Annotated in this window: 22 protein-coding genes; 12 read left to right on the top strand and 10 right to left on the bottom strand. The window is 69.9% G+C overall.

All coding sequences use genetic code 11. From position 1 onward, the window contains the following. Nucleotides 1-33: 33 nt before the first annotated feature. Entirely contained in the window at nt 34-1740 is a 1707-nt protein-coding gene (locus AAC691_RS14465) for a stimulus-sensing domain-containing protein (RefSeq protein ID WP_342630229.1), read from the bottom strand. Between the two features lie 81 nt (nt 1741-1821). Next, nucleotides 1822-2532: a response regulator transcription factor gene (locus AAC691_RS14460; RefSeq protein ID WP_176640461.1), complete on the bottom strand. Its 711-nt coding sequence runs from the start codon at nt 2530-2532 to the stop codon at nt 1822-1824. Nucleotides 2533-2865: 333 nt separating this feature from the next. Here AAC691_RS14460 and AAC691_RS14455 point away from each other — a divergent pair, with 333 nt between their 5' ends. The 6 genes from AAC691_RS14455 (at nt 2866) to AAC691_RS14430 (ending at nt 9968) form a co-directional block, all read left to right on the top strand. Further along, on the top strand, nt 2866-3426 hold the full coding sequence (locus tag AAC691_RS14455; RefSeq protein ID WP_342630228.1) for a nucleotide exchange factor GrpE: 561 nt from the start codon (nt 2866-2868) through the stop codon (nt 3424-3426). A 259-nt stretch (nt 3427-3685) separates the two neighbouring features. Then, nucleotides 3686-5599, top strand: a complete 1914-nt coding sequence (dnaK, locus tag AAC691_RS14450; RefSeq protein ID WP_342627418.1) for a molecular chaperone DnaK — start codon at nt 3686-3688, stop codon at nt 5597-5599. A 206-nt stretch (nt 5600-5805) separates the two neighbouring features. Further along, on the top strand, nt 5806-6930 hold the full coding sequence (gene dnaJ, locus AAC691_RS14445) for a molecular chaperone DnaJ (protein ID WP_323989293.1): 1125 nt from the start codon (nt 5806-5808) through the stop codon (nt 6928-6930). Between the two features lie 147 nt (nt 6931-7077). Next, nucleotides 7078-7878: a 4-hydroxy-tetrahydrodipicolinate reductase gene (gene dapB / locus AAC691_RS14440; protein WP_342627417.1), complete on the top strand. Its 801-nt coding sequence runs from the start codon at nt 7078-7080 to the stop codon at nt 7876-7878. Between the two features lie 148 nt (nt 7879-8026). Continuing rightward, nucleotides 8027-9214, top strand: a complete 1188-nt coding sequence (gene metK / locus AAC691_RS14435) for a methionine adenosyltransferase (RefSeq protein ID WP_342627416.1) — start codon at nt 8027-8029, stop codon at nt 9212-9214. Nucleotides 9215-9218: 4 nt separating this feature from the next. Continuing rightward, nucleotides 9219-9968, top strand: a complete 750-nt coding sequence (locus AAC691_RS14430) for a tRNA (guanine(46)-N(7))-methyltransferase TrmB (protein WP_342627415.1) — start codon at nt 9219-9221, stop codon at nt 9966-9968. A 12-nt stretch (nt 9969-9980) separates the two neighbouring features. Here AAC691_RS14430 and AAC691_RS14425 read toward each other — a convergent pair whose 3' ends face one another. Together AAC691_RS14425 and AAC691_RS14420 are read right to left on the bottom strand one after the other, a co-directional pair. Then, on the bottom strand, nt 9981-10943 hold the full coding sequence (locus tag AAC691_RS14425) for an SDR family oxidoreductase (RefSeq protein ID WP_342630227.1): 963 nt from the start codon (nt 10941-10943) through the stop codon (nt 9981-9983). Further along, nucleotides 10943-11605, bottom strand: coding sequence for a DedA family protein (locus tag AAC691_RS14420; RefSeq protein WP_342630226.1), 663 nt, complete (start codon nt 11603-11605; stop codon nt 10943-10945). The genes AAC691_RS14425 and AAC691_RS14420 overlap by 1 nt, the downstream gene beginning before the upstream one ends. Before the next feature lie 131 nt (nt 11606-11736). Between AAC691_RS14420 and AAC691_RS14415 the strand changes: the two genes are divergently transcribed. Beyond that, the gene (locus tag AAC691_RS14415; RefSeq protein ID WP_342627414.1) at nt 11737-13734 is read left to right on the top strand and encodes a S9 family peptidase; all 1998 of its coding nucleotides are present in this window, start codon (nt 11737-11739) and stop codon (nt 13732-13734) included. Nucleotides 13735-13807: 73 nt separating this feature from the next. Here the strand turns inward: AAC691_RS14415 and AAC691_RS14410 are convergent, their stop codons facing one another. The 3 genes from AAC691_RS14410 to AAC691_RS14400 form a co-directional block, all read right to left on the bottom strand. After that, a complete protein-coding gene (locus AAC691_RS14410) occupies nt 13808-15256 on the bottom strand; it encodes a sugar porter family MFS transporter (RefSeq protein WP_176640458.1) in 1449 nt (482 codons plus the stop codon). A 142-nt stretch (nt 15257-15398) separates the two neighbouring features. Beyond that, on the bottom strand, nt 15399-16814 hold the full coding sequence (locus AAC691_RS14405; RefSeq protein ID WP_342627413.1) for a protein adenylyltransferase SelO family protein: 1416 nt from the start codon (nt 16812-16814) through the stop codon (nt 15399-15401). A 76-nt stretch (nt 16815-16890) separates the two neighbouring features. After that, complete coding sequence (locus AAC691_RS14400; protein WP_342627412.1) at nt 16891-17979, bottom strand: enoyl-CoA hydratase/isomerase family protein; 1089 nt, start codon at nt 17977-17979, stop codon at nt 16891-16893. Between the two features lie 131 nt (nt 17980-18110). Between AAC691_RS14400 and AAC691_RS14395 the strand changes: the two genes are divergently transcribed. Continuing rightward, a complete protein-coding gene (locus AAC691_RS14395) occupies nt 18111-18608 on the top strand; it encodes a flavin reductase (RefSeq protein WP_342627411.1) in 498 nt (165 codons plus the stop codon). A 7-nt stretch (nt 18609-18615) separates the two neighbouring features. Here AAC691_RS14395 and AAC691_RS14390 read toward each other — a convergent pair whose 3' ends face one another. The 3 genes from AAC691_RS14390 to AAC691_RS14380 are packed head-to-tail and all read right to left on the bottom strand — an operon-like array spanning nt 18616 to nt 21116. Continuing rightward, entirely contained in the window at nt 18616-19404 is a 789-nt protein-coding gene (locus AAC691_RS14390; protein ID WP_323989306.1) for a metal ABC transporter permease, read from the bottom strand. A 15-nt stretch (nt 19405-19419) separates the two neighbouring features. Continuing rightward, the gene (locus AAC691_RS14385) at nt 19420-20226 is read right to left on the bottom strand and encodes an ATP-binding cassette domain-containing protein (RefSeq protein ID WP_323989307.1); all 807 of its coding nucleotides are present in this window, start codon (nt 20224-20226) and stop codon (nt 19420-19422) included. Next, nucleotides 20223-21116 (bottom strand): metal ABC transporter solute-binding protein, Zn/Mn family, encoded by an 894-nt coding sequence (locus AAC691_RS14380; protein ID WP_342627410.1) that lies wholly within the window; start codon nt 21114-21116, stop codon nt 20223-20225. Before AAC691_RS14380 ends, AAC691_RS14385 begins: the two co-directional genes overlap by 4 nt. Nucleotides 21117-21238: 122 nt before the next feature. Between AAC691_RS14380 and AAC691_RS14375 the strand changes: the two genes are divergently transcribed. The 4 genes from AAC691_RS14375 (at nt 21239) to AAC691_RS14360 (ending at nt 25234) form a co-directional block, all read left to right on the top strand. Further along, nucleotides 21239-21718, top strand: a complete 480-nt coding sequence (locus AAC691_RS14375) for a transcriptional repressor (RefSeq protein ID WP_342627409.1) — start codon at nt 21239-21241, stop codon at nt 21716-21718. Between the two features lie 31 nt (nt 21719-21749). After that, nucleotides 21750-22625, top strand: coding sequence for a hypothetical protein (locus AAC691_RS14370; RefSeq protein ID WP_342627408.1), 876 nt, complete (start codon nt 21750-21752; stop codon nt 22623-22625). A 31-nt stretch (nt 22626-22656) separates the two neighbouring features. Beyond that, nucleotides 22657-23652 (top strand): asparaginase, encoded by a 996-nt coding sequence (locus AAC691_RS14365; protein WP_342627407.1) that lies wholly within the window; start codon nt 22657-22659, stop codon nt 23650-23652. Between the two features lie 163 nt (nt 23653-23815). Beyond that, nucleotides 23816-25234, top strand: coding sequence for a sugar porter family MFS transporter (locus tag AAC691_RS14360; RefSeq protein ID WP_323989312.1), 1419 nt, complete (start codon nt 23816-23818; stop codon nt 25232-25234). Nucleotides 25235-25447 lie beyond the last annotated feature (213 nt).

Below are 25447 nucleotides of genomic sequence, written 5' to 3'. Positions count from 1 at the left end.
TCGGGAGTTATGTGCCGGCGCGCGCGAAACCCCTCAGGCCACTCGCGGCAGGCTGACGACGAACCGCGCGCCGGTCACCTGGCCATCGGGGCCGATGCGGTTTTCCGCGCGGATCGTGCCTTTCAGGGTCTCGACGATCTGCCGGCTGATCGACAGGCCCAGCCCCGAATGCTGGCCGAAATTCTCGCTGGTCGGCCGCTCGGAATAGAACCGGTCGAAGATGCTGTTCAGCTTTCCGGGCGGAATGCCAGGCCCTTCGTCCGTCACCGCGATCTCGACCATCCCGCCGGCGGCCGGCACCGCGCTCAGCACGATGCGCCCCTCGGGCGGCGAGAACGAGATCGCATTGCCGATCAGGTTGCGCAGCACCTGCACCAGCCGGTCCTCGACCGCCATCACCGCCAGCCGGCGCTCGGCCGTATCCCCGCTGCTGGCCACGCTCAGCACCGGCTGGCCCGGCTGGCGCGTCGCCTGGTGGATCTCGGCCAGCACCGACAGCATCGGCACCACCGCCACCGGCTCGGTGCGCGCGCGCGACAATTCCGCGTCCACCCGGCTGGCATCGGAAATATCGGTGATCAGCCGGTCCAGCCGCCGCACGTCCTCGTTGATGATCGACAGCAGCCGCCGCTGGCGGTTCAGATCCTCGATCCGCAGCAGCGTCTCGATCGCCGAGCGGATCGACGAGAGCGGGTTCTTGATCTCGTGGCTGACATCGGCGGCGAACCGCTCGATCGCGTCCATCCGCGCCCACAGCGCCCGGGCGCTGTCCTGCAGCGCCCGCGCCACCTCGCCGATCTCGTCCCGGCGGGCCAGCAGGCGCACCGGCACCGGATCCGACCGGCCGGTGCTCTCGCGCATCACATGGGCCGACGCGGTCAGCCGCAGCAGCGGACGCGCGATCGTCAGCGACAGGTACCACGACAGCAGCACCGTCACGGCCAGCGCCACCAGGAACAGCGACAGGATCGACGAGCGCACGGCGAACAGGGACCGGTCCACGTTGCCGGCCTGCCGCGTCAACTGGATGATGCCGATCGTCTGGCCCTCATGCATCACCGGCTCGGCCACCGTGACGATCAGGTGCCGGCGCGCGGTCCGGCGGATATAGGGGGGCATTTCCGGCTGCGCGGCGCCGTCCGCCCCGGTCATCGGCTGCACGCTGGGGTCGGTATCCGGCGTGTCCAGGGTCACGATCCGCCCGCCCGACAGGATCGGCAGCAGGGACAGCAGCCGGTCATAGAACCGTTCGGCCAGCCCCAGCTTGGCCCCGGCCGACGCCCGGGGCGCGCGATCATCGCCGTCGTCGGCGGCGGGCGAGGGCAGGGGCTGCATGGCGATCTGCCCCCGCGCCCCGCGATGCTGCACCGCCGCCGCGGCCTCGACCCGGCTGTCGGCCACCAGTTGCCCGTCGGGGGCGAACAGCCGCGCATGGGCGCTGGGGCTGGGCTCGGTCAGGCGCAGCAGCAGCGGCCGGGCCAGCGGCGCGTCCAGGATCGGCGCGCCGCCATGGCCGAACACCACGGCGCTCTGCCCCAGCGCGCCGGCATAGATCCGCGCCTGCTCGCGCAGGGCCATGACCTCGGCTTCCAGCAGGCTGTTCTGGAACTGGCTCAGATAGAGCAGCGTCACCGCCAGCACCATCAGCGGCAGCACGTTGACCAGCAGCACCCGCCGTATCAGCGGCGAGACCAGGCGCGTGCGATATTCCCGATAGGCCGCCGCCGCGTCGCGGTTCAGGTTCTCGCCGCCGGTCTCGGCCCCCCGGCGCAGCCAGGTGAACGGATCGGGCAGCGCCGTCACCAGGTTGCCGATGCGCACTCACTCCTCCTTGTAGCGATAGCCGATCCCGTACAGCGTCTCGATCTGGTTGAACTCCTCGTCCACCTGGCGGAATTTCTTGCGCACCCGCTTGATGTGGCTGTCGATGGTGCGGTCGTCGACATAGATGTTCTCGCCGTAGGCGGCGTCGATCAACTGGTCGCGCGACTTGACCAGCCCGGGCCGCGCCGCCAGCGCCTTGACCAGCAGGAACTCGGTCACCGTCAACTGGATGTCCTTCCCGCGCCACAGGCACTGGTGCCGCGTCTCGTCCAGCGACAGGTCGCCGCGCACCATCGTGCCGCCGCCGCCCGCTCCGCCCGCCTCGTTGCGGGTGGCGTCGTTGCGGCGCAGCAGCGCGCGGATGCGCTCCAGCAGCAGTCGCTGCGAGAACGGCTTGGTGATGTAGTCGTCCGCCCCCAGGCGCAGCCCCATCAACTGGTCGACCTCCTCGTCCTTCGACGACAGGAAGATCACCGGCAGGTGGGACCGGCTGCGCAGGCGCTGCAGCAGTTCCATCCCGTCCATGCGGGGCATCTTGATATCCAGCACCGCCAGGTCGACCGGCCGGGTCGTGATTCCGTGCAGGGCGCTCTCGCCGTCCGTATAGGTGCGGACGCAGAAGCCCTCGGCCTCCAGCGTCATCTGCACCGAGGTCAGGATGTTCCGGTCGTCGTCGACCAGGGCGATCGTGTGTTTCGTCGGCTCCATCGCGGCGTTCTCGCTCCCTGCCGACAACCCCGCCGGCCTTGCTCGTCACATCGTCCGCGTCATCATAGCGCCAGGAACAAGGCGCTGTCATGGCAGGCGCCGATGACCATCCGTCCATGTCCCTCTACAGGAGACGGACCACGAGGTCCCGGGCAGGGGACAGAGACGCGGAAACGTCATGGTCGGCCATGCCGCAATGCCTTGTCCAACGGCGCGCGGTGACCTACTTCAAGACGCATGAGCCACGATACCGACCCGACCGAAGCCACTGGCCATACCCCTGGCCAGGCCACCGGCAACGACCAGGACACAGCCCGGATGGACAGTGAAGAGATGGATACCGCCCAGACCGCGACGGCCGACGCCTCCCCCGAAACCGGACCCGAAGCCCGGATCCAGGAGCTGGAAGCCGCGCTGGAGGACATGCGCGAACGCTGGATGCGCTCGGAGGCCGAGATGCAGAACCTGCGCGCCCGCACCAAACGCGAGCTGGACGATGCGCGGCAATACGCGACGCAGAAATTCGCCCGCGACGTGGTCGAGGCCGCCGAGAACCTCAAGCGCGCGCTGGCCAGCCTGCCCCACGCCACCGAGGGTGAGGACCGGCTGATCGCGCGCATGCGCGAGGGGATCGAGAGCACCGAACGGTCCTTCATCGGCATCCTGGAACGGCACGGCATCTCGGCCACCGACCCGGCCGGCGCGCCGTTCGACGCCAACCACCACCAGGCGATGGCCGAGCAGCACAGCGAGGAGCATCCCCCGGGCACGGTCATCCAGGCCTGGACCCCGGCCTGGAAGCTGCATGGCCGCCTGCTGAAGCCGGCGATGGTCGTCGTGTCCAAGGGCGCGCCGCCCGCCGACACGCCCGCATCCGACAAGACCGGCGCCTGATTCCCGGCGGCGCCCGGACCGGCGTCCCGACCGGCATCCGGGATCGCCCCGGATTTGCGCCGGAATTGCCCTTGAAAGGGATACCCGGTCTGAATACATGCTGGACAGATCCGGCGGTGCGGGCGCCAGCACGCAGTGTGGCGGACAAGGCAGATCATCAGGTGCGGCGGACCATTCGCGCCACCTGCCGGACCATAATGGGTTCTAGGGTCCTTTCCGGTGCTTCGGGCCGGTCGGGACCGCTGAAAGGAGAATATGAATGAGCAAGGTTATCGGCATCGACCTCGGCACGACCAATTCATGCGTCGCCATTCGCGAGGGGGATGAGACCCGCGTCATCGAGAACAGCGAAGGTGCGCGCACCACCCCGTCGATGGTCGCCTTCACCGATAGCGGCGAAATGCTGGTCGGCCAGGCCGCCAAGCGCCAGGCCGTCACCAATCCCGCCAACACGCTGTATGCGGTCAAGCGCCTGATCGGCCGCCGCTATGACGACCCGACCGTGACCAAGGACAAGGCCCTGGTCCCTTATGCGATCGTCCCCGGCGACAACGGCGACGCGTGGGTCGAGGCGCAGGGCAAGAAATACGCCCCGTCGCAGATCGCGGCCTTCGTGCTGGGCAAGATGAAGGAAACGGCCGAGTCCTATCTGGGCGAGAAGGTGACCCAGGCGGTCATCACGGTGCCGGCCTACTTCAACGACGCGCAGCGCCAGGCGACCAAGGATGCCGGCCGCATCGCGGGGCTGGACGTGCTGCGCATCATCAACGAGCCGACGGCGGCCGCCCTGGCCTATGGGCTGCAGAAGAAGAACAGCGGCACGATCGCGGTCTACGACCTGGGCGGCGGCACGTTCGACGTGTCGGTCCTTGAAATCTCGGACGGCGTGATCGAGGTGAAGTCGACCAACGGCGACACCTTCCTGGGCGGCGAGGATTTCGACGCGCGCATCATCGCCTATCTGGCCGACGAGTTTAAGCGCGAGCAGGGCATCGACCTGCGCGCCGACAAGCTGGCCCTGCAGCGCCTGAAGGAAGCGGCGGAAAAGGCGAAGATCGAGCTGTCCTCCTCCAAGGAGACCGAGATCAACCTGCCCTTCATCACCGCCGACGCCTCGGGGCCGAAGCACCTGGTGCTGAAGCTCAGCCGCGCGAAGCTGGAAAGCCTGGTCGACGACCTGATCCAGCGCACGATGGATCCGTGCCGCGCCGCGCTCAAGGACGCGTCCGTCTCGGCGGCGGAAATCGACGAGGTGATCCTGGTCGGCGGCATGACCCGCATGCCCAAGGTCATCGAGGCGGTGAAGCAGTTCTTCGGCAAGGAGCCGGCCCGCAACGTGAACCCCGACGAGGTCGTGGCGATCGGTGCTGCGGTGCAGGGCGCGGTGCTGAAGGGCGACGTGAAGGACGTGCTGCTGCTCGACGTCACCCCGCTCTCGCTGGGGATCGAGACGCTGGGCGGCGTGTTCACCCGCCTGATCGACCGCAACACCACCATCCCGACCAAGAAGAGCCAGACCTTCTCGACCGCCGAGGACAACCAGAGCGCGGTGACCATCAAAGTGTTCCAGGGCGAGCGCGAGATGGCGGCCGACAACAAGCTGCTGGGCAATTTCGACCTGACCGGCATCGCCCCCGCCCCGCGCGGCATGCCGCAGATCGAGGTGACGTTCGACATCGACGCCAACGGCATCGTGTCGGTCTCGGCCAAGGACAAGGCGACCGGCAAGGAACAGCAGATCAAGATCCAGGCATCGGGCGGCCTGTCCGACGCCGACATCGAGAAGATGGTCAAGGACGCCGAGGCGAACGCCGCGGCCGACAAGGCCAAGAAGGATCTGGTCGAGGCCCGCAACCATGCCGAAGGGCTGGCGCATCAGGTCGAGAAGTCGCTGGCCGAAGCCGGCGACAAGGTCCCGGCCGGTGACAAGGCGGCGGCCGAGGCGGCGATCGCCGATGTCCGCAAGGCCCTGGAAGGCAGCGACGCCGCCGCGCTCAAGAGCGCGTCCGATGCGCTGTCCCAGGCGGCGATGAAGATCGGCGAGGCCGTCTACAAGGCCGGCCAGGCCGAGGCGGCGCCCGGTGCCGGCCCGTCGGCGGGGACCTCGGGGGCGCATGGCGAGAAGGTCGTCGACGCCGATTTCGAAGACGTGGACGACAAGAAGTCGGCCTGATCGTCCGGCGGCGCGGTCGTGGCGGCCCGGTTTCGGCCGGTGCCGCCCGCCACGGGCTCCGCCTTTGGCCGCCGCCTCTGGTTCCCGCCTTTGGCCGAAGGCGCCCCCTTCTGCCGAAGGCGGGCGCTTTTCCTTGACCGACCCTGTTCATTTCATGATCGACGGCCGCGGCACCGCCCTGAACGCGGCCCCCAATGAGGACCGTGATGGCCACCAAGCTCGATTACTACGCCGTGCTCGAAGTCTCCCGCGATGCGAATGGCGACGAGTTGAAAAAGGCGTATCGCCGGCTGGCCATGCAGTACCACCCGGACCGCAATCCCGGCGACGCGTCGGCCGAATCCCGGTTCAAGGAAATCAACGAAGCCTACGACGTCCTGAAGGACGATCAGAAACGCGCGGCCTATGACCGCTTCGGCCATGCGGCGTTCGAGGGCGGCGGCCCCGGCGCCGGCGGGTTCGATTTCGGCGGCGGTCTGGGCGACATCTTCGAGCAGATGTTCGGCGACATGATGGGCGGCCGGCGCGGCGGCCGCCGCTCGGGCAGCGACATCCAGATCCAGGTCTCGATCTCTTTCACCGAGGCGTTCTCGGGCGTCAAGAAACCCGTCACCGTGCCCACCCGGGTCATCTGCGAATCCTGCGACGGCTCGGGCTCGGCCGACCGCGACCAGGGGGCCGAGACCTGTCCGACCTGCCATGGCGCCGGCAAGGTCCGCGCCCAGCAGGGCTTCTTCCTGGTCGAACGCGCCTGCCCGACCTGCCACGGCGCCGGCAAGGTGGTGCGCAATCCCTGCCCGGCCTGCCGCGGCACCGGCACCGTCGAGCGCCAGCGCACGCTCGACGTCCCGATCCCGGCAGGCGTCGAGGACGGCACGCGCATCCGGCTGTCCGGCGAGGGCGAATCCGGCGGCAAGGGCGTGCCTCCGGGCGATCTGTACGTCCATGTCGCGGTCGAGCCCCACCCGATCTTCCAGCGCGACGGCGCCAACATCTATTGCCGCGTGCCCCTGCGCATGACCCAGGCGGCCCTGGGCACCGAAATCGAAGTCCCGGTGGTCGACGGCTCGCGCGCCAAGGTCAGGGTCCCCGCCGGCACCCAGACCGGCGAGAATTTCCGCCTGCGCGGCAAGGGTTTCTCGGTCCTGCGCTCGGCGGCGCGCGGCGACATGTATATCCAGGTCTCGGTCGAGACCCCGCGCCACCTGACCAAGCGCCAGCGCGAGCTGCTCGACGAATTCGAAGGCGACGGCGGCGACCACGAGCGCGCCAACCCCGAAAGCGCCGGCTTCTTCGGCAAGGTGCGCGATTTCTTCGAAGGCAAGCTCTGAACGCGTCGGTCCGCCGCCGCGGTTGAAAGGGGTGCCGGTTAGGGGTAGAAATCGAGGGTCCATGGTGATCCCCCCAACTCGCACCGTGGATAATCCAGGCGGCGCGATCCCCCGGTCGCGCCGCCATCCGTATTTTGGGCCCCGGATATGACGACAGAAACGGTCCGCATCGGCATCGCCGGCATCAATGGCCGGGTCGGACGCCTGCTGCGCGAGGAAGTGGCGGCCGGCGGCGGCAGCCTGGCCGGCGGCACGGCGCGCGACGCCCAGGCTGCATCCGGGGCTGCATCCGGGGCCGCGTCCGGCCAGTTCGCCACGCTCGGCGAGCTGGCGCCGCGCTGCGACGTGGTGATCGATTTCACCCATGCCGCCACGGTGCGCGCGCACGCCGCCATCCTGGCCGAGGCAGGCGTCGCCTGGGTGCTGGGCACCACCGGCCTGTCGGACGAGGACCTTGACGCCGTCCAGGCCGCCGCGCGGCGCATCCCGGTGGTGCATGCCGCGAATTATTCGCCCGGCGTCACGCTGGTCACCCGCCTGGCCCGCCAGATGGCCGCTGCCCTGCCGTCCGCGGCCTACGACGCCGAAATCCTGGAAATGCACCATCGGCAGAAGGTCGACGCCCCCTCGGGCACGGCGCTGGCGATCGGCCAGGCGGTCGCGGACGGGCGCGGCATCGATTTCGCAAGCCATGTCGAGGACGCGCGCACCGGCCATACCGGCCCCCGCCGGGCCGATGCGATCGGCTTCGCCGTGCTGCGCGGCGGCCAGATCGTGGGCGAACATACCCTGACCTTCACCTCGGCCGCCGAACAGATCACGCTGGCCCACCGCTCCTTCGACCGGCGCATCTACGCCACCGGCGCGGTGCGCGCGGCGCTGTGGCTGCGCGGCCGCACGCCCGGCCTCTACGACATGGAGGACGTGCTGGGCCTGCGCGCCCCTTGATTCTCGGGGCCTGATTTCCCTCGGCGCGAGCGTGATATGCCCTGAAAATACTTGACGCTGTGCGGGTATTCCGTCACATCGTCCCGCCCCCCTGCCTCCGCATGAGCGGCGGCACCCCGTTTCATCGTGCGAGGTCAGCAGAACCATCATGCGCAACAAAGGCGATTTTCTGTTCACATCGGAATCGGTGTCCGAAGGCCATCCCGACAAGGTCGCGGACCGGATCAGCGACAGCGTTCTGGACGCCTATCTGGCGGCCGACGGGGAATCGCGCGTCGCATGCGAAACGCTGGTGACGACCAACCGCGTGGTGCTGGCCGGCGAGGTGCGCGGCCCGTCCTCGGTGACGACCGAGGCGCTGATCGAGGGCGCGCGCGCCGCCATCCGCGATATCGGCTATGACCAGAGCGGCTTCTCGTGGAAGAACGCCGCCATCGAATCCTATCTGCACGCCCAGTCCGCCGACATCGCGGTCGGCGTGGACAGCGCCGGCAACAAGGACGAGGGCGCCGGCGACCAGGGCATCATGTTCGGCTTCGCGACGCGTGAGACCGAGACGCTGATGCCGGCGCCGATCCATTACGCGCACGGCATCCTGCACCGCATCCGCGACCTGCGGAAGGCCGGCGACGCGCGCGTCGCCAACCTGCAGCCCGACGCCAAGAGCCAGGTGACCCTGCGCTATGTCGATGGCCGCCCGGTCGGCGCGACCTCGGTGGTGATCTCCACCCAGCACGACGAAGGCGCCAGCCAGCCCGCGATCCGCAACGCGCTGCGCGAGGTGGTGCTCGAGGTGCTGCCCGAGGGCTGGATGTGCCCGGACGACGAATTCTACGTCAACCCGACCGGCGTGTTCGTCATCGGCGGTCCCGACGGCGATTGCGGCCTGACCGGGCGCAAGATCATCGTCGACACCTATGGCGGCGCGGCCCCGCATGGCGGCGGCGCCTTCTCGGGCAAGGACCCGACCAAGGTGGACCGTTCGGCGGCCTATGCCTGCCGCTATCTGGCCAAGAACGTGGTCGCCGCCGGCCTGGCCGATCGCTGCACGCTGCAGATCTCGTACGCGATCGGCGTGTCGCACCCGCTGTCGGTCTATGTCGACCTGGACGGCACCGGCAAGGACGTGGACGAGGCGAAGCTGGGCGATGTCCTGCGCGAGGTCATGAACCTCTCGCCGCGCGGCATCCGCCGGCATCTGCGCCTGAACCGCCCGATCTATACCGAAACCGCCGCCTATGGCCATTTCGGCCGCACGCCCGACCCGGCCCGCGACAATTTCACGTGGGAACAGACCGATCTGGTCGACGCGCTGCGCGGCGCCTTCAACCGCTGAGCGCATGACGGTCCGGCAGGCATCGCAGGCGGTCCCCGCCCCCCGCGAATCGGCGCAGCCGGTCGCGGTCAAGGCCCCGCCGGACCGGCTCTATGGCCGCCAGCGCGGCCATCCGCTGCGCCCGCGCCAGCAACGCCTGCTGGACCTGACGCTGCCGCGCCTGCGGCTGGCGGAATCGGCGCTGGCCGACCCGGCGCGGGGCTTCGGCCGTGCGCCGTCCGAAATCTGGCTGGAAGTCGGTTTCGGCGGCGGCGAGCATTCGCTGGCCCAGCACGCGTCCCATCCGGATGTCGGCTATATCGCCAGCGAGGTCTTCGAAAACGGCCTGTGCTCGCTGCTGTCGCGCCTGGTGCCCGACGGGCAGGAGGACACGGCCCCCGTCCCCGACCGGTTGCGGCTGTGGGACGAGGACGCGCGCATCCTGCTGCGCGCCCTGCCGGACCGGTCGCTCGACCGGATGTTCCTGATGTTTCCCGACCCGTGGCCCAAGGCCCGGCACGCCAAACGCCGCTTCGTCCATCCCGAGACGATCAGGCTGGTGGCCCGCGTGCTCAAGCCGGGCGCCACCTGGCGCGTCGCCAGCGACGACCCGACCTATCAGGCGTGGGTGGAAGAGGTCATGGCCGCCCAGGACCTGTTCGACACCGCACCGCCCGCCAAAATCCGCCCCGAAGGCTGGCCCCCGACCCGCTACGAGGCCAAGGCCCTGCGCGCCGGGCGGCAACCTTTCTACTGGGTCTTCACCCGGCGCTGACCGCGCGGCCGGTCAGGACAGCGATACCCCGGTCAGCCGCTCGGACACCGCCCACAGCCGCCGCGCGGCGGGCAGGCTGCGCGCCTGGGGCGGTACCCGCGCCTCGGCTACCGCGCCGCGCCGCTCGCCGCGCCCGGCCGGGCCGTAATAATGGCCATCCGCCGCCTCGCGACCGGCGGCGGCGAACAGGATCGGCCGCGCCCCGGCCTCGGCCGACTGGCCCATCAGCCGGAAGGCCACCCGTACCATGCCCCGGATCGCCCGTTCGGCCGCGTTCGGCGCCTCGGGCACGCGATTGGCCATGATGTCGGTCACCGCCCAGCCCGGATGGGCGGCGAGGGAGTGCAGGTTCCACCCCCCGGACTGCGCCAGCCGGTCCAGTTCCAGCGCGAAGATCAGGTTGGCCAGCTTGCTCTGCCGATAGGCGCCGAACGGCGTATAGCGATGCCGCGCCTGCAGATCGTCGAATACCAGCCGGCCGCGCCACGCCGCCAGGCTGGCGACGCTGACCACCCGCCCGCCGTCCGGGGCGCGCAGCAGCAGCGGCCGCAGCCGTCCGGTCAGGGCGAAATGGCCAAGGTAATTGGTGCCGAATTGCAGCTCGAACCCGTCCTCGGTCTGCGCACGGCGCGGCGCGCCCATCAGGCCGGCATTGTTCACCAGGATGTCCAGCCTGTCCGTCCGCTCCCCCAGCGCCTGGGCGAAGGCCGCGACCGAGCGCAGGCTGCCCAGGTCCAGCATCATGAAGTCCGCCCTGGCCTCCGCCCCGCCGGTTTCCGCCACCCGGGCCCGCAGCCGATCCAGCGCCGCCTGGCCGCGCGCCGCGTTGCGCCCCGCCAGGATGGTCGTGGCCCCGCGCGCCGCCAGGCCGCACGCGGTCTCATAGCCCAGGCCGCCGCTCGCCCCCGTCACCACGGCGACCCGCCCGGTCAGGTCCGGGGCGCGCGCGATCGTCCATTTCGCCGGCACGGCCATCATGCCTGCTCCCCCTCACGGTGCCGACCCGCATGCTGCCGGTCCCTGTGGTGCGCGCTGCCGTGCTGCTCCCGCTCGGCCGCCTTCGTGGCTTCCTCGGTCAGGCGCACTTCGTTGCGTTTCAGGAAGACGAAGCCGCTTCCGATGACCAGCAGCGCGATCGCCCCCAGGGTCAGCCCGACCGGGCCCGAGATGTTCAACACCTGGTGGCCCAGATAATAGGTACCGAACGCATAACCGCCGGCCCAGCCAATTCCGCCCATGGCATTGTAAAACAGGAACGTATGCCACGGCATGCGGTTCGCCCCCGCCAGCAGGGCCGCGAAGACGCGCAGGATGGCGATGAAGCGGCCGAAGAACACCACCTTGCCGCCATGGCGGCGGAACAGATAGCGCCCCAGCAGCAGCCGGCGCGGCGTCAGGCAGACCTTGGCACCGTGCCGCTCCAGCAGGCGGAAGCCGAAGCTCCGCCCGATCAGATAGCCGAAATTGTCGCCCATGATGGCGCCGGCGATCGCCGCCACCGCCACCCAGCCGATATCCAACCGATGGGTCGCCGCGCAATAGAGCGCCGAGGAGATGATCAGGGTTTCGGCCGGCAGCGGCAGGCCCATGCTCTCGAACATGACGACGACGCCGATGACGCCGTACCCATATTGCATGACGAGGGATTCGAACTGATGAACCAGCGGATTGGACCTGTCCTGTTGCGCGAAGAGGCTGAGGAACCGTCTGGCCAACGCCGTGTCAAGTCAATAGGACGGGACAGCGCCCCCAAAGCAGGACCCCCCGCATGACCGCCCCCCACGCCGGCACCGGATCCACCCCCGAGATTTTATCCTACGGCACCTGGCCCTCCCGCATCACGCCGGACCTGGTGGCGGGCCGGACGCTCGGCCTGTCCGAGCTGCAGACCGACGGCGACGCAGTCTATTGGCTGGAAAGCCGCCCCGCCGAAGCCGGCCGCACCGTCCTGGTCCGCTGGACCGAACGAGACGGCATGCGCGACGTCACCCAGGCGCCCTTCGATGTCGGCACGCGGGTCCATGAATATGGCGGCGGCGCCTATGCCGTGTCGGGGGGCCGCATCGCCTTCAGCAACCGGCCGGACGGCAGTCTCTGGCTGATGTCCGACGCGCCGGGCGCCGTCCCCCGCGCCCTCAGCCATGCACCCGGCCTGCGCTTCGCCGACCTGGCCTTCGCCCCCGATGGCGCCACCCTGTTCTGCGTGCGCGAGGACCATACCGCGCCGGGCGAAGCGGTCTCGACCCTGGTGGCCTTCCGCACCGACGGCGCCGACGGCGGCGATCCCGCGACGCAGGCCGGCACGGTGCTGGCGGCGGACGCGGATTTCGTCAGTTCTCCACGCCCGTCGCCCGACGGCACGCATCTGGCCTGGATCGAATGGGACCACCCCGCCATGCCGTGGGACGCCACCCGGCTGCGCCTGGCCCGGCTGGCGGGCGGCGCCGCCCCGTCGCTGGCGGAGCCGCGCACCCTGCTCGATGACGGGTCCTCGGTCATCGAACCCGCCTGGGCCGACGAGCGGACGCTTCTGGTCGCCTCGGACCGCGACGGGTGGTGGAACCTGCTGCGCGTTGCCCTGCCGGACGGGCAGGCCACACCGGTCGCGCCGATGCGCGCCGAAATCGGGCTGCCCCATTGGGTGTTCGGCCTGCGCAGCTACCGTCCGCTGCCCGGCGGCTCCATCCTGGCCATCGCGATCGAGGACGGCGTCGCCCGGACGATCCTGATCGTCGAAGACGCGGTCCACCCGGTGCCGCTCGGCCATCCCGCCGCCTGCCCGTCGCCGCTGGCCGACGGATCGCTGGCCTGGATCGACATGCCGCCCGACGGGCCGCCCGCCATCCTGCATGCCCGCGCCGACGCGCCGCCGCGCACCCTGCGCGCCGCCGCCGCCCCCGGCCTGGCGCCGGACGACATCGCACGGGCCGAGACGATCCGCTTTCCCCTGCCGGCGGGATCGGGGCAGGACGGCCACGCCTTCTTCTATCCCCCCGCCAGCCTAAGCTATCGCGGTCCGGCGGACGAGAAGCCACCGCTGATCGTCATGGCCCATGGCGGCCCCACCGGCCGCGCCGGCACCGCCTTTTCGTACAAGGTCCAATGGTGGACCAGCCGGGGCTTCGCGGTGGTCGACGTCAATTACGGCGGCTCGACCGGCTTCGGCCGCGCCTATCGCCGGAGGCTGGACGGGCAATGGGGGGTGGTGGATGTGGCGGACTGCATCGCCGCCTGCCGCCACCTGGTGGCGACGGGCCGGGTCGATCCCGCCCGCATCGCCATGCGCGGCAGCAGCGCCGGCGGCCTGACCGTGCTGCTGGCCCTGGCGCAATCCGACCTGTTCGCCGCCGGCGCCAGCCTGTATGGCGTGACCGACCTGCGCGCCCTGGCGCAGGAGACGCATAAATTCGAATCCCGCTATCTCGACCGCCTGGTCGGCCCCTATCCCGCGGCCGAAGACCTCTATCTGGCGCGCTCGCCGCTGGCCCGGGCCGACGCGATCCGCGCCCCGGTGCTGTTCCTGCACGGGCTGGACGACGCGGTGGTCCCGCCCGGCCAGGCCCGCGACATGGTCGCGGCGCTGGCCGCCAACGCCGTCCCCCATGCCCATTACGAATTCGCGGGCGAGAGCCATGGCTTCCGCCGCGCTGAGACGATCCGCCGCGCGCTGGAACTGGAACTGGATTTCTACGGCAGGGTGTTCGGCTTCACCGTGCCGGACGTGGCCGAGCGCGTCATTCTGCGCCCGGCCGACGAAACGCCGTAGTCACATTGGTCAACCTGGTGATCTGTCTCCGAAATGCGCAAGCGAATTTCGGAGACGGAATAGAGACAGGATATCAGCGGGCCACGATGGCGGTATCGCCCCGCCGCGGGCGGAAGCGGCCGGCATGCAGCGCCGCCTCGATATCCTCCAGCGACGCGCCGCGCGTCTCCGGCACCAGGAAGAAGACGAACAGCACCGACGCCAGGTTGACCCCGGCATAGAACCACATCGTCCCGCCCAGCGAGATCAGCTTGACCAGGCTCAGCGCCGTGCTGGTCACCAGCAGGTCGCTGCCCCACAGCGTCGCGGCATGCAGGCTGGTCGCGGTGCCGCGCATCGGCAGCGGGAACATCTCGGCCCCCAGCAGCCAGCCCACGACCTGGATGCCGCCGGAATTGAACATCATGAACAGCAGCAGGAAGACGATGATCATCCAGCTTCCGACGCTGCCCTTGTCGGGATGGATCGCGAACATCAGCCCCAGCCCCAGCAGGCTGAGGACCGAGCCCGGACCCATGATCAGCATCAGCCGCCGCCGCCCGACATGATCGACGATCATCGACCCGCCGACCGTCATCGCCAGATAGACGATCGAGACGCCCAGGCTGGCCAGCAGCGCCGAGGCATGGCCGAACCCCGCATCCGACAGGAAGGTCGGCGCGTAATAGATCATCATCTCCAACCCGCCGCACTGGGTGAAGAACGCCACCCCCAGGGCCGCGACCAGCGCCGGCCGCACCCAGGGCTGCATCAGCCCGCGCCAGCCGCGATGCGCGTCCGCCACCCCGTCGGATGCTTCGTGAATCTTATTGATTTCACGATGGATTTCCCGATGCGAAGTCCGTACCCGCGTCAACTGCGCGATCGCGGCGTCCAGCCCCTCGTTCTCGGCGGTCCAGCGCGGGCTCTTGGGCAGGAAGAACATCGCGACGAACACGCACGCCGCCGGCAGGGCGGCGATCGCGATCATCGGACGCCAGCCCCAGGCATCGCGCGCCGCGAAACCGATGACGTTGGCTGTAAAGATGCCGATGCCAATCGCGACGTTGAACAGGGTCACCAGCCGCCCGCGCCGCGCCGCCGGGGCCAGTTCCGAAATATACATCGGCACCACCTGGGTGGATCCGCCGACCCCCAGCCCCAGATAGACCCGCGCGATGATCAGCGTCCAGACGTCGGGGGCCATGGCGCAGGCGGCCGCCCCCGTCACGAACAGGGCCGTCACGACCATGACCGAAGCCCGGCGGCCGAACCGTTCCGACAGCCATCCGGTGCCGAGCGCGCCGATGACCGCGCCGGCCAGGATGGCCGAGGCCACCAGTTCCTGCGCCGTGCTGCCCAGGTGGAAATCCTGCGTGATCAGCAGCAGGGCACCCGAAATAATGCCGGTGTCGTAGCCGTAGAGGCCGCCGCAGATGGCGGCCACGGCGGCTGCGAGCCAGAGCGTCAGCCGCGCACTGCCCGAAATCTCATGCCGGGATATCGCGGCGAGGCTTGCCGCCTGTGGCGAGAAATTCTGCATCCTGTTCTCCTTGTCCGGAAAATGGGTTTCGGAAAATGGGTCGGCTCCTTCCCCGATGACGCGTACCGCCCGCGACGCCGCTCCGGTCAGGGCCCGTCCGGGGCCGCGCGCCGGCGGCGGTCCCGGGCAGGCTTTCCCGGGATCAGGCGGGCGACAGGGCGGCCTTCATGTCCCGTATGACGCCCAGCATGTCGTGAAACAGGCTCCAGTCGTCTTGGGCTGCAATGGGCTGCCATATCCGCTCCACCGTCTCGATCAGCATCGTGCAGGGTACGTCCCGGGAAAGATATGGGCTGGAAAGATCCAGGCCCGGCCGGGGGGCATGCGCCTCGAGCCGTTGACGCAACGGTTCGAAATCCGCACCCGCATAGAGACCGGCACAGGGGCTTTTCGCCGCGCGATGCCTGCTCTGTGTCCCACCATACCAGTCGAAGAACAAAGATTCAAATCCTATGGCCGATCGTTCCAGAAATTTCCAAATCTCCTGCGACAGCGCACGGTCATCTTTTTCGGAAACCGACGACACGCCCAGGCGTTTTATCGTCGCCGCATTCATCTCTTTTTCATAACGATCTGGAAAATCGTCGAAAATCCGTTGCAGATCATCAAGATTCGCCAGAGGAATCAGGCATTCCGCCAGCCTCGCCAGGTTCCACATCAGCGTCTCGGGCTGGCGGCCGAACGCGTACAGGCCCGAATGGTCGAAATAGGCCGCGACGAAGGACGGATCGTAACGCGGCAGGAAGCGCCACGGGCCGTAATCGAAACTCTCGCCGGTGATATTGATGTTGTCGGTATTCAGCACCCCGTGCACGAAGCCCGCCGCCATCCATTGCGCCCCCAGCCTGGCCACCCGCGTGCATACGATGTCGAACAGCGTGGCGGCCGGATCGCGTGTGCCGTGCCGATCGGGGAAATAGGCCGCCAGCACATATTCGACCAGCCTGGCCAGGTTCGCCGTATCCTCCAGCGCCGCCAGGCGCTGGAAGGTGCCGATACGGATATGCGAATGGCTCAGCCGCGCCAGTACACACGACCGGGTGGGCGACGGCTCGTCGCCGCGCTGCAGGCTCTCGCCGGTCTCGATCACGCTCAGGCTGCGCGAGGTCGCGACCCCCATCGCGTCCAGAAGCTCGCTCGCCAGCACCTCGCGCACCCCGCCCTTCAGGGTCAGCCGCCCGTCGCCGCCGCGCGACCACGGGGTGCGCCCGCTGCCCTTGGTGCCGATATCCAGCAGCCGCCCGTCCCGCGCGTCGCGCAATTGCGCGAACAGAAAGCCCCGCCCGTCGCCCAGGTCGGGGTTGTAGACCCGGAACTGGTGCCCGTGATAGCGCAGCGCCAGCGGGGCCTCCATCCCGCCCGGCAGCGGGACGAAGCGGCCGAAATGCGCGGTCCATTCGTCGTCCGTCAGACCGTCCAGCCCGACCCGCGCCGCCGCGTCCTGGTTGCGGAAGCGCAGGATATGGGCGGGAAAGCGCGCCGCCTCGACCGGATCATAGAACGCCGCCCCCAGCGTCAGGTGGTCGCGGGCGGGGCGATAGGCGGCGGAGACGGGCATCGGCGAACCTTCCTCGGACATGGAACCCTCTCAAGATGAGGGCCCGGCACGCACGACGCCACCCCCGCCCGCGCGGTCAGTCCGCGCCGGCGCGCGCCGGCGACAGGTCCAGCCCTTCGGCGCGCGGCGCGAAACAGGCCGCGGCCGCCCGCGGCACCCGGTCCGGGTCCAGCCAGCCCGGCGCCTGGTCCTTGTCCAGTATCCTGGCTCGCACGCCCTCGGCGAAATCCGGCTGCCGCACCAGATTGGCCACCAGGCGATATTCCTGTTCCAGCACGCTGTTCAGGTCCGGCAGGCGCCGCGCCGCGAAATAGGCCCGGAACGTCACCTCCAGCGCCAGGGGCGAGGCCCGTTCCAGCGCCGCCAGGTCCGCCGCCGCCCAGGGTGCCGCACTGCCGGCCAGGCGCCGCCTGATGGTCGCGACGTCCGGCGCGTCATACAGCCGGTCGACCGCCGCCGGATCGCCTTCCGCGCCGCCTGCCGCCCCGGCCGGGCCGGCGGACGATCCAGGAGAGGCAAACATCGCCACTCCCTCGCCGGCCGGCCGCCGCGCCAGTTCGCGGGCCAGCTCGGGCAGGCAGCCGGCCGGCAGCACCCGGTCGGCAAATCCCATGGCGACGGCTTCCTCCCCGCCCATCCGGCGGCCGGTCAGGGCCAGCCGCAGTCCCGACAGGCCCGGCGCGCGCGACAGGATATAGGACCCGCCCGCATCCGGCGTCAGGCCGATCGCCGTCTCGGGCATGGCCAGCACCGTCCGCTCGGTCACGACGCGATGGCGGACATGGCCGCCCAGCCCCACCCCGCCGCCCATGGTGATCCCGTCCATGAACGACACCACGGGCTTGGGATAGGCGGCCAGCAGCGCCACCAGCCGGTAGCATGCGCGAAAGAAGGCGGCCGCCGCGTCCGGTCCGTCCCCGACCAGGATCGCGCGGATGGCCCGCAGGTCGCCCCCGGCGCAGAACGCCCGGGGGCTGGCGCTGTCGATCAGCACCGTGCCCACCGCCGGGTCATCCCGCCAGGCCGCCAGGCAGGCGGCGATCCGGCGGCATGTCGGGCGGTCCAGCGCGTTCAGCACGCCGGGCCTGTTCAGCGTCAGACGGGCCAGCCGCCCCTGCCGCGCCGCCAGCAACGTCCCGCTCTCCAACGCTCCGCCATCCGTCATCCGTGCCGCCCCGCCCCGGTTTCTCCCTGTTTTCCCTTGTACGATAATATGACAGAAGCAACAGGACGATGAGATGCCGCCCGGGTTGACGCCGCCAATCCCGGTGGGCGGGCGGCAGGAAGGGCGCAGGAATGACGGTCGATTCCCAGACCTATCGGGATGCAATGGCGCGGCTGGGCGCGGCGGTGAACGTCGTGACCACCGGCACCCTGGACGACCCGGTGGGATTCACCGCCTCGGCGGTCTGCTCGGTCACCGATGCGCCGCCCACGCTGCTGGTCTGCATGAACCGCGCGGCGCGGGCGCGCGCCGCGTTCCGCACCGGCGGCGCCATGTGCATCAACGTCCTCTCGGCCAGCCAGCGCGACATTTCCGGTTCGTTCGCCGGGCCGATGGACATGTATGAACGCTTCACCTACGGCCATTGGACCACGCTCGACACCGGCGCCCCGGTGCTCGAGGAAGCGGTGGCCTCGTTCGACTGCCATGTCGACCAGATCGTCGAGGTCGGAACCCACAGCGTGATGTTCGGCGTGGTCGAGGCCATCCGCATGGGCGCGGGGCAGGGCGGGCTGGTCTATTTCAACCGCGCCTATCACGCGCTGCCGCACGGCCAGGACGAGCTCTGACGCGTCCCTATCCGCGCTTCCCCAGATATGTACCCACATAGGCCGCCGTACTCAGCGCGCTGATCCAGAACGAGGCCGGGCAATCCGTCCACCAGGACAATGCCAGCCCGCCCCACCCCTCGGCCGCCGCCAGCAGCACCGACAGCACGATCCCCCGCCCGGGCGCCGCCGTCAGGCGCTGCGCCGTCGCGGCCGGCCCGACCATCAGGGCGAAGACCAGCAGCACCCCGGTGATCTGCACGCATTCCGCCGTCGCCACCGCCACGATCGCCAGGAACAGGGTGGAGACCAGCCGCACCGGCACGCCCCGGGCCTCGGCCGTCTCGGGCTGCAGGCTGGCGAACAGCAGCGGCCGCGACAGCACCGCCATGGCCAGCACGCACCCCGCCGCCAGCAGCGCCAGCCAGGCCAGCATCGCCCCGTCCACCCCCAGCACATTGCCGAACAGCAGCGCGGTCGCCCGGGCGGCGGACGTGGTCAGGAAATGCAGGAACAGCAGCCCGAACCCCAGCGTGCAGGACAGGACCAGCCCGACCGCGACATCCCGCCCCTGGGTGGTGCCCCGGCCGCCGGCCCCCATCGCCAGCCCGGCCGCCACCGTCAGCGCCATCAGGCCCCATAGCGGCGGCATCCCCAGCAGGATCGCGCCGGTCGCGCCAGCAAACCCGACATGCGACAGCGCATGGCCGGCGAAGCTTTCGCCGCGCAGCACCATGAAATATCCGACCAGCCCGGCCAGCACCGCGACGATTCCGGTCGCGGCAAAGGCATGGCGCATGAATTCGAAGGCCAGCATCGCGAAACCGGGCGCTCAGCCGTCGGTGACGACGAAGATGCGGCCGCCGCCGCGGATCACCTCGACCCGCGTGCCGTACAGCGCGCTCAGCACCGGATCGGTCACCACCTCGTCCACCGGGCCCAGCCGCGCCGCGCCGCGTCCGACATACAGCACCATGTCCATCACCCCCAGCAGCGGATTCAGGTCGTGGGTCGAAAACAGCACCGCGATGCCCAGCCGGCTGCGGATCGCCTGCACCAGCGCCACGACCTCACGCGCGCGCAGCGGGTCCAGGCTGGCCAGAGGCTCGTCCAGCAGCAGCAGGCGCGGCCGCCCCAGCAGCGCCTGCGCCAGCAGCAGGCGCTGGCGCTCGCCGCCCGACAATTGGTCGAGCGGCCGCCGCGCCAGATGCGCCGCCCCCACCAGGTCCAGCACCCGGTCGATCTCCGCCGCGTCATGGCGGCGATGCCGCCCCGGCCGCCAGTCGCACGGCAGGCCCCAGCGCTCGCCATGCAGCGCGGCGGCGATGAAGCTGCGCCCGTCCAGGCGCGGCACCGGCCGGCCGTGGAATTGCGGCATGTAGCCGATATCGTGGCGCCCCCGGCCGGCCGGCCGGCCGAACACCGAAATCCGCCCCGCCGTCACTGGCACGATGCCCAGGATCGCCCGCATCAGGCTGGTCTTGCCCGCCCCGTTGGGGCCCAGCACCCCCACGAACGCCCCGGCCGGAATGGTCAGGCTGGCCTCGGACAGGATCGTCCGCGCCCCGATCCGCACAGTGGCGCGGTCCAGGCGGACCGGCGGCGCCTCCCCGGCGGGCCCCTCGGCGGACACCGTCACGCCGCCTTCCCCGCCAGCGCCCGCGCCAGCCGGTCCAATGTGCCCGCGATCCAGTCCTGGTAGCGCATGCCCGGCGGCAGGCATTCCGCGACCTGCAGCACCGGAATCCCCGCTTCTCCCGCCAGCGTCTCCAGCCGGTCCGTCGCCGGCCCCGCCGTCTGCGCGTTCACGATCAGCACCCTGACCCGCCGCCGCGTCAGGTCCTCCTCGAATCCCGCCACTTCCGAGGGTGCGGGATCGGTGTCGTTCATCACCGCGTGCTGGAACCCCTCGTCGCGCATCGCCAGCCCCGTCCCCCGGGCCATCAGGCCGAAAATCGGCTCTGACGCCGCGACCGGCGTGCCGCCATAGCGCGCCCGCAGCGCGTCGATCCGCGCCTGCAGCGGCGCAAGCGTGCCCAGGAACAGCGCCAGCCGCGCCTGCAGCGCCGCGCGATGCGCGGGCACGATCTCCGCGCAGGCGGCGGCGAAGGCGGTGGCAAAGGCCCGCACGTCCGCCAGGTCATACCAGAAATGCACGTTCTCGCCGTCGCGCCAGCCGGCCAGCCGCGCCACGTTCAGCATCACGGGGCGGGCGTCGCCGGCGGCCAGCCGGTCGATCCAGCCGTCATAGCCCGCGCCGTTGGCGATCACGATCCGCGCGGCCCCCACCCGTCGCCCGTCCGACGGGCTGGCCTCGAACAGATGCGGATCGGTGGCCGGATTGGTCAGGATGCTGCCGACCGCCACGTCCGGGCCGCCGACCTGGCGCGCGATGTCCCCCCACACCGCCTCGGCCGCCACGACCGCGACCGGCTGCGCCCGCGCCGCGGCCGCCCCGCCCGCCAGCAGCGCCAGCAGGATTGCACAGAACGAACCGGCACGACGGAAAGGGGCAAGACAGGCTGGCACAGCGGGCGACCGAACGGGTGAGGGGGTTGAATATGTTATAATGTAACAAATATCCAGTCTTCATATAGCGCGCTTTCCGGCGTATGGAAACCGGGGGCACAGGAGGCACAGCGCGAACCGGCATGACGGAACGGATCTTCGCTGAAAAAACCGAGGCATGGCTGGACGTTGCGGCGCATATCTGCGCCGCGCGCGGCTCGCGGCTGACCGATCTGCGGCGGCAGGTGCTGGGGCTGGTGCTCGACGCCGCGCGCCCGGTCGGCGCCTATGAATTGCTGGACGGGCTGCGCACCGACAAGAAGGGCGCGGCCCCGCCCACCGTCTATCGCGCTCTGGATTTCCTGCTGGAACAGGGGCTGATCCACAAGATCGAACGCCTGTCGGCCTTCGTCGGCTGCACCCATGCGCTCGACGCCGACAACGACGGCGCCTGCCACCTGCATGCCGCGCAATTCCTGATCTGCACCGGCTGCGGCCAGGTGACCGAGCTGGACGACCGCCAGATCGTCGCCGCCCTGGTCGCGGCGACGCGCGCCATCGGCTTTACGGTCCGCCATTCGACGGTCGAGGCCGAAGGGCTGTGCGCCGCCTGCCACGGGTGACTTCCCGGCATATCCGGCTACAATCGGCGACATGGTGAGACACGGCTTCAAGGCAAGGCCCAGCGTCCTTGCACCTTCCGACAAGACCCGCACGCTGTTCCGGATCGAAGACGCGGACGGACGCGTCGTGGCGCGGATCGCCGCCCCCGACGCCACGCGCGCCATGGCCCTGTTCTGGCGCCGGCAGGGCTGCCGGGACCTGGCCGCCTATCTGCCGGCCCCGGCCCCAACGGCTGCGCCGCCCCATGCGGCCGCGCTGCAAGGAAGCATCGACATGGCACGTACCCGGCTTGGCCCCCGCCTGGGCCCCCGCCTGGGCCCCCGCCTAGGCCTCGACCAGTTGAAACTGCCCGCCATCGCCGAGCAGCAGGCCGCCCGTTCCCCCCGGCCGCGGCGCGGCGCCGCCCCCGTCGTCGCCCCCGTCCCCGGCCCCGTCCCCGGCCAGGACGACCTGTTCGCCCGCCCGGCCGCGCCCCTACCCGTGTCCGTGCCCGTGCCCGTATCCGATCGCGCCCCCCACGGCCCGGCCGAGCCGCCCGCCCCCCGGCGGCAGGTGACGCATCTCGACGCCGACACGGTCCAACTGACCCGCGTGCATCATCGCGGCCTGCAGCCCTCCGACCCGCCGGATTCCTTCCTGTACCACATCGCCGGCGCGCAGCGGGCCGACGCGATGCTGCGCGACGGGCTGACGCTCAGCCGGCGCGATCCGCTGCTGCTGACCGAACGCGGGGGCGTGCCCTATTGGCTGTCGCTGCTGGCAGACGATGCCGACCTGCTGGACGACGCGGCTGCCGGCATCGTGGTGCTGCGGCTGAAGCGCTTCATGGTCGACGACCTGATCGAGGACGACCCGGACTCGACCCGCAGCTCCGGCACGCCCTGCTATTTCCTGACCGGCGGCTGACCCCGCCGTCCGACCCCAGAGGATCTTCCGGATGGACACGATCATCGCCGAGGCCACGCGCGGAGACCGCGTGGAATCCCGTCATGCCGGCAGCGCCGTCGTCGTGGACGCGGCGGGCCGGGTGGTCTTCGCCCTGGGCGACGCCGAGCGCCCGACCTATCCGCGCTCGGCGGTCAAATCCTTCCTGGCCCTGCCGCTGGTCGAAAGCGGCGCCGCCGCCCGGCTCGGGCTGGGGGACGAGGAACTGGCCCTGGCCTGCGCGTCGCATACCGGCGAGCCCGCCCATGTCGCGGCGGCGTCGCGCATGCTGGCCCGCGCCGGGCGCGACGCGGCCTGCCTGGAATGCGGCGTCCACTGGCCGGTGGACGACGGCGCCGCCCGCGCCCTGGCCGGGACGGGGCGGGGCCCGTCGGCCCTGCACAATAATTGTTCGGGCAAGCATGCCGGCTTCATCTGCCTGGCGTGCGACCAGGGCCAGGACAGCACCGGCTATATCCACCCCGAACACCCGATCATGCGTGAGGTCACGGCCGCCCTGGCCGACGTGACCGGCGCCCCCCACGGGCCCGACAATCGCGGCATCGACGGCTGCTCGATCCCCACCTACGCCATCCCGCTGCGCGCGCTGGCCCACGGTTTCGCCCGGTTCGGCAGCGGCGTGGGCCTCGGCGCCGAACGCGCGCGCGCGGCGGCGCGGCTGCGCGCGGCGGTCGCCGCCGCCCCGTTCATGGTCGGCGGCACCAACCGCTTCGACACGGTACTGATGCAGGCCCTGGGCCCCGCCGTGTTCAGCAAGATGGGGGCCGAGGGCATCATGGCCGCCGCCCTGCCCGAACAGGGGCTGGGCATCGCGGTGAAATGCCATGACGGCGCCCCCCGCGCGGCCGAGGTCGCGATGGCCGCCCTGCTGATCCGCTTCCTTGGGCCCGAAAATCGTGACAATATGGTGTTGGCCGGCCTGACACGGCACAGCATGCGCAACTGGAACGGCATGATCGTTGGAGAAGTGCGCGCCGCCTTCGCCTGATCGTGTCCGCCCGATCACGCCGAATTGACACGCCAGGGCCACACGCCTGTACGAAACTGACAAACAAAAACGTTAACAAGACCAACAACAATTCAACGATAATAAACTAAACGATAATAGATAAGAAACGTTAGTAAATAATAAACGTAAGGAACCGTCCGGCATGAATGCTTCCGCGCCGTCCCCGCGGCACGCCCCGTCCGAGTCCGTCCATGTGCGCTCGATCGTCGTCGGCTGCCTGGCCGCCCTGGCCGGGCTGATGTCCGGCCTGGATATCGGCGTCATTTCCGGCGCGCTGGATTTCGTCACCCGCGAATTCCACGCCTCGCTGATCGCGCAGCAATGGATCGTCAGCGCCATGATGGCGGGGGCCGCGGTCGGCGCCCTGATGGCCGGCTGGATGTCCCACCATATCGGGCGCAAGCGCTCGCTGGTCATCGGCGCCGCCGTGTTCGTGGCCGGCTCGCTGGCCTGCGCGCTGGCCTGGTCCACCGCCACCCTGATCGCGGGCCGCGCCGTCATGGGCCTGGCGATCGGCATCGCCGCCTTCACCGCGCCGCTCTATCTGTCCGAGATCGCGGGCGAGAAGGTGCGCGGCGCGATGATCTCGACCTACCAGCTCATGATCACGGTGGGCATCTTCCTCGCCTTTCTCAGCGACACGCTGTTCAGCTATTCCGGAAACTGGCGCTGGATGTTCGGCATCGTCGCCGTGCCCGCCGCCCTGTTCCTGGTCGGCGTGCTGTTCCTGCCCTACAGCCCGCGCTGGCTGATGATGAAGGGCCGCCGGCAGGAGGCACTGGACGTCCTGCGCACCCTGCGGTCCAACCCGCAGGACGCCTCGCGCGAGGTCCGCGACATCGGCCTGCAGCTTCAGCAGAAGCAGCGCGGCTTCGAGATGCTGCGCCACAACCGCAATTTCCGCCGCTCGGTGGCGCTGGGCATCCTGCTGCAGATCATGCAGCAACTGGCCGGCATCAACGTGGTCATGTACTACGCGCCGCGCATCTTCGCGCTGGCCGGCTTCTCCGGCACCGCGCAGCTCTGGTGCACCGCCATCGTCGGGTTGGTGAACATGCTGGCGACCTTCGTGGCCGTCGGGCTGGTCGATCGCTGGGGACGCAAGCCGATCCTCTATACCGGCTTCATCGTCATGACCCTGGGCATGGGCACGCTGGGCCTGGTCATCGGCCACGGCGTCGCCAGTCAGACGACGCAGATCCTCGCCGTCTTCATGCTGCTGGTCTACATCACCGGCTTCGCCATGTCGGCCGGCCCGCTGATCTGGGTCCTGTGTTCCGAGGTCCAGCCCCTCAAGGGCCGCGACCTGGGCATCGCCTTCTCGACGCTGACCAACTGGCTCAGCAACATGGCGGTCGGCGCAACCTTCCTGTCGCTGCTGCACGCGCTGGGCGGGGGCATGACCTTCGGCCTGTTCGCCGCCTTCAACGCCCTGTTCATCGTCCTGACCTGGCTGTTCGTGCCGGAAACCAAGGGCATGACGCTGGAAGCGATCGAACAGCGCCTGATGGCCGGCGTACCGCTGCGCGACCTGGGCCGCGCCCGGCATCACGCGCCGTGACGAACGGGGGCGGCGCCGGCACCGCGCCGCCCCGTTCGTTCCCGATCGGATGACGCTCCGGCAATCAATATTTTAGTGGCCTGCTGGTCCGAGAAATTCTCATAAGAATTTCTCGGGCAGGACACTAGAACCGTATCATGCGGAAAGAGCACTCTTTCCGGTTTCGTGACAAAATTTTGCCGACATATTTTGTAACGGATAAGAAACAATATC

This window comes from Nguyenibacter vanlangensis, assembly GCF_038719015.1.
Lineage (GTDB): Bacteria > Pseudomonadota > Alphaproteobacteria > Acetobacterales > Acetobacteraceae > Gluconacetobacter > Gluconacetobacter vanlangensis.
This window is presented reverse-complemented; position numbering and strand designations above follow the sequence as displayed.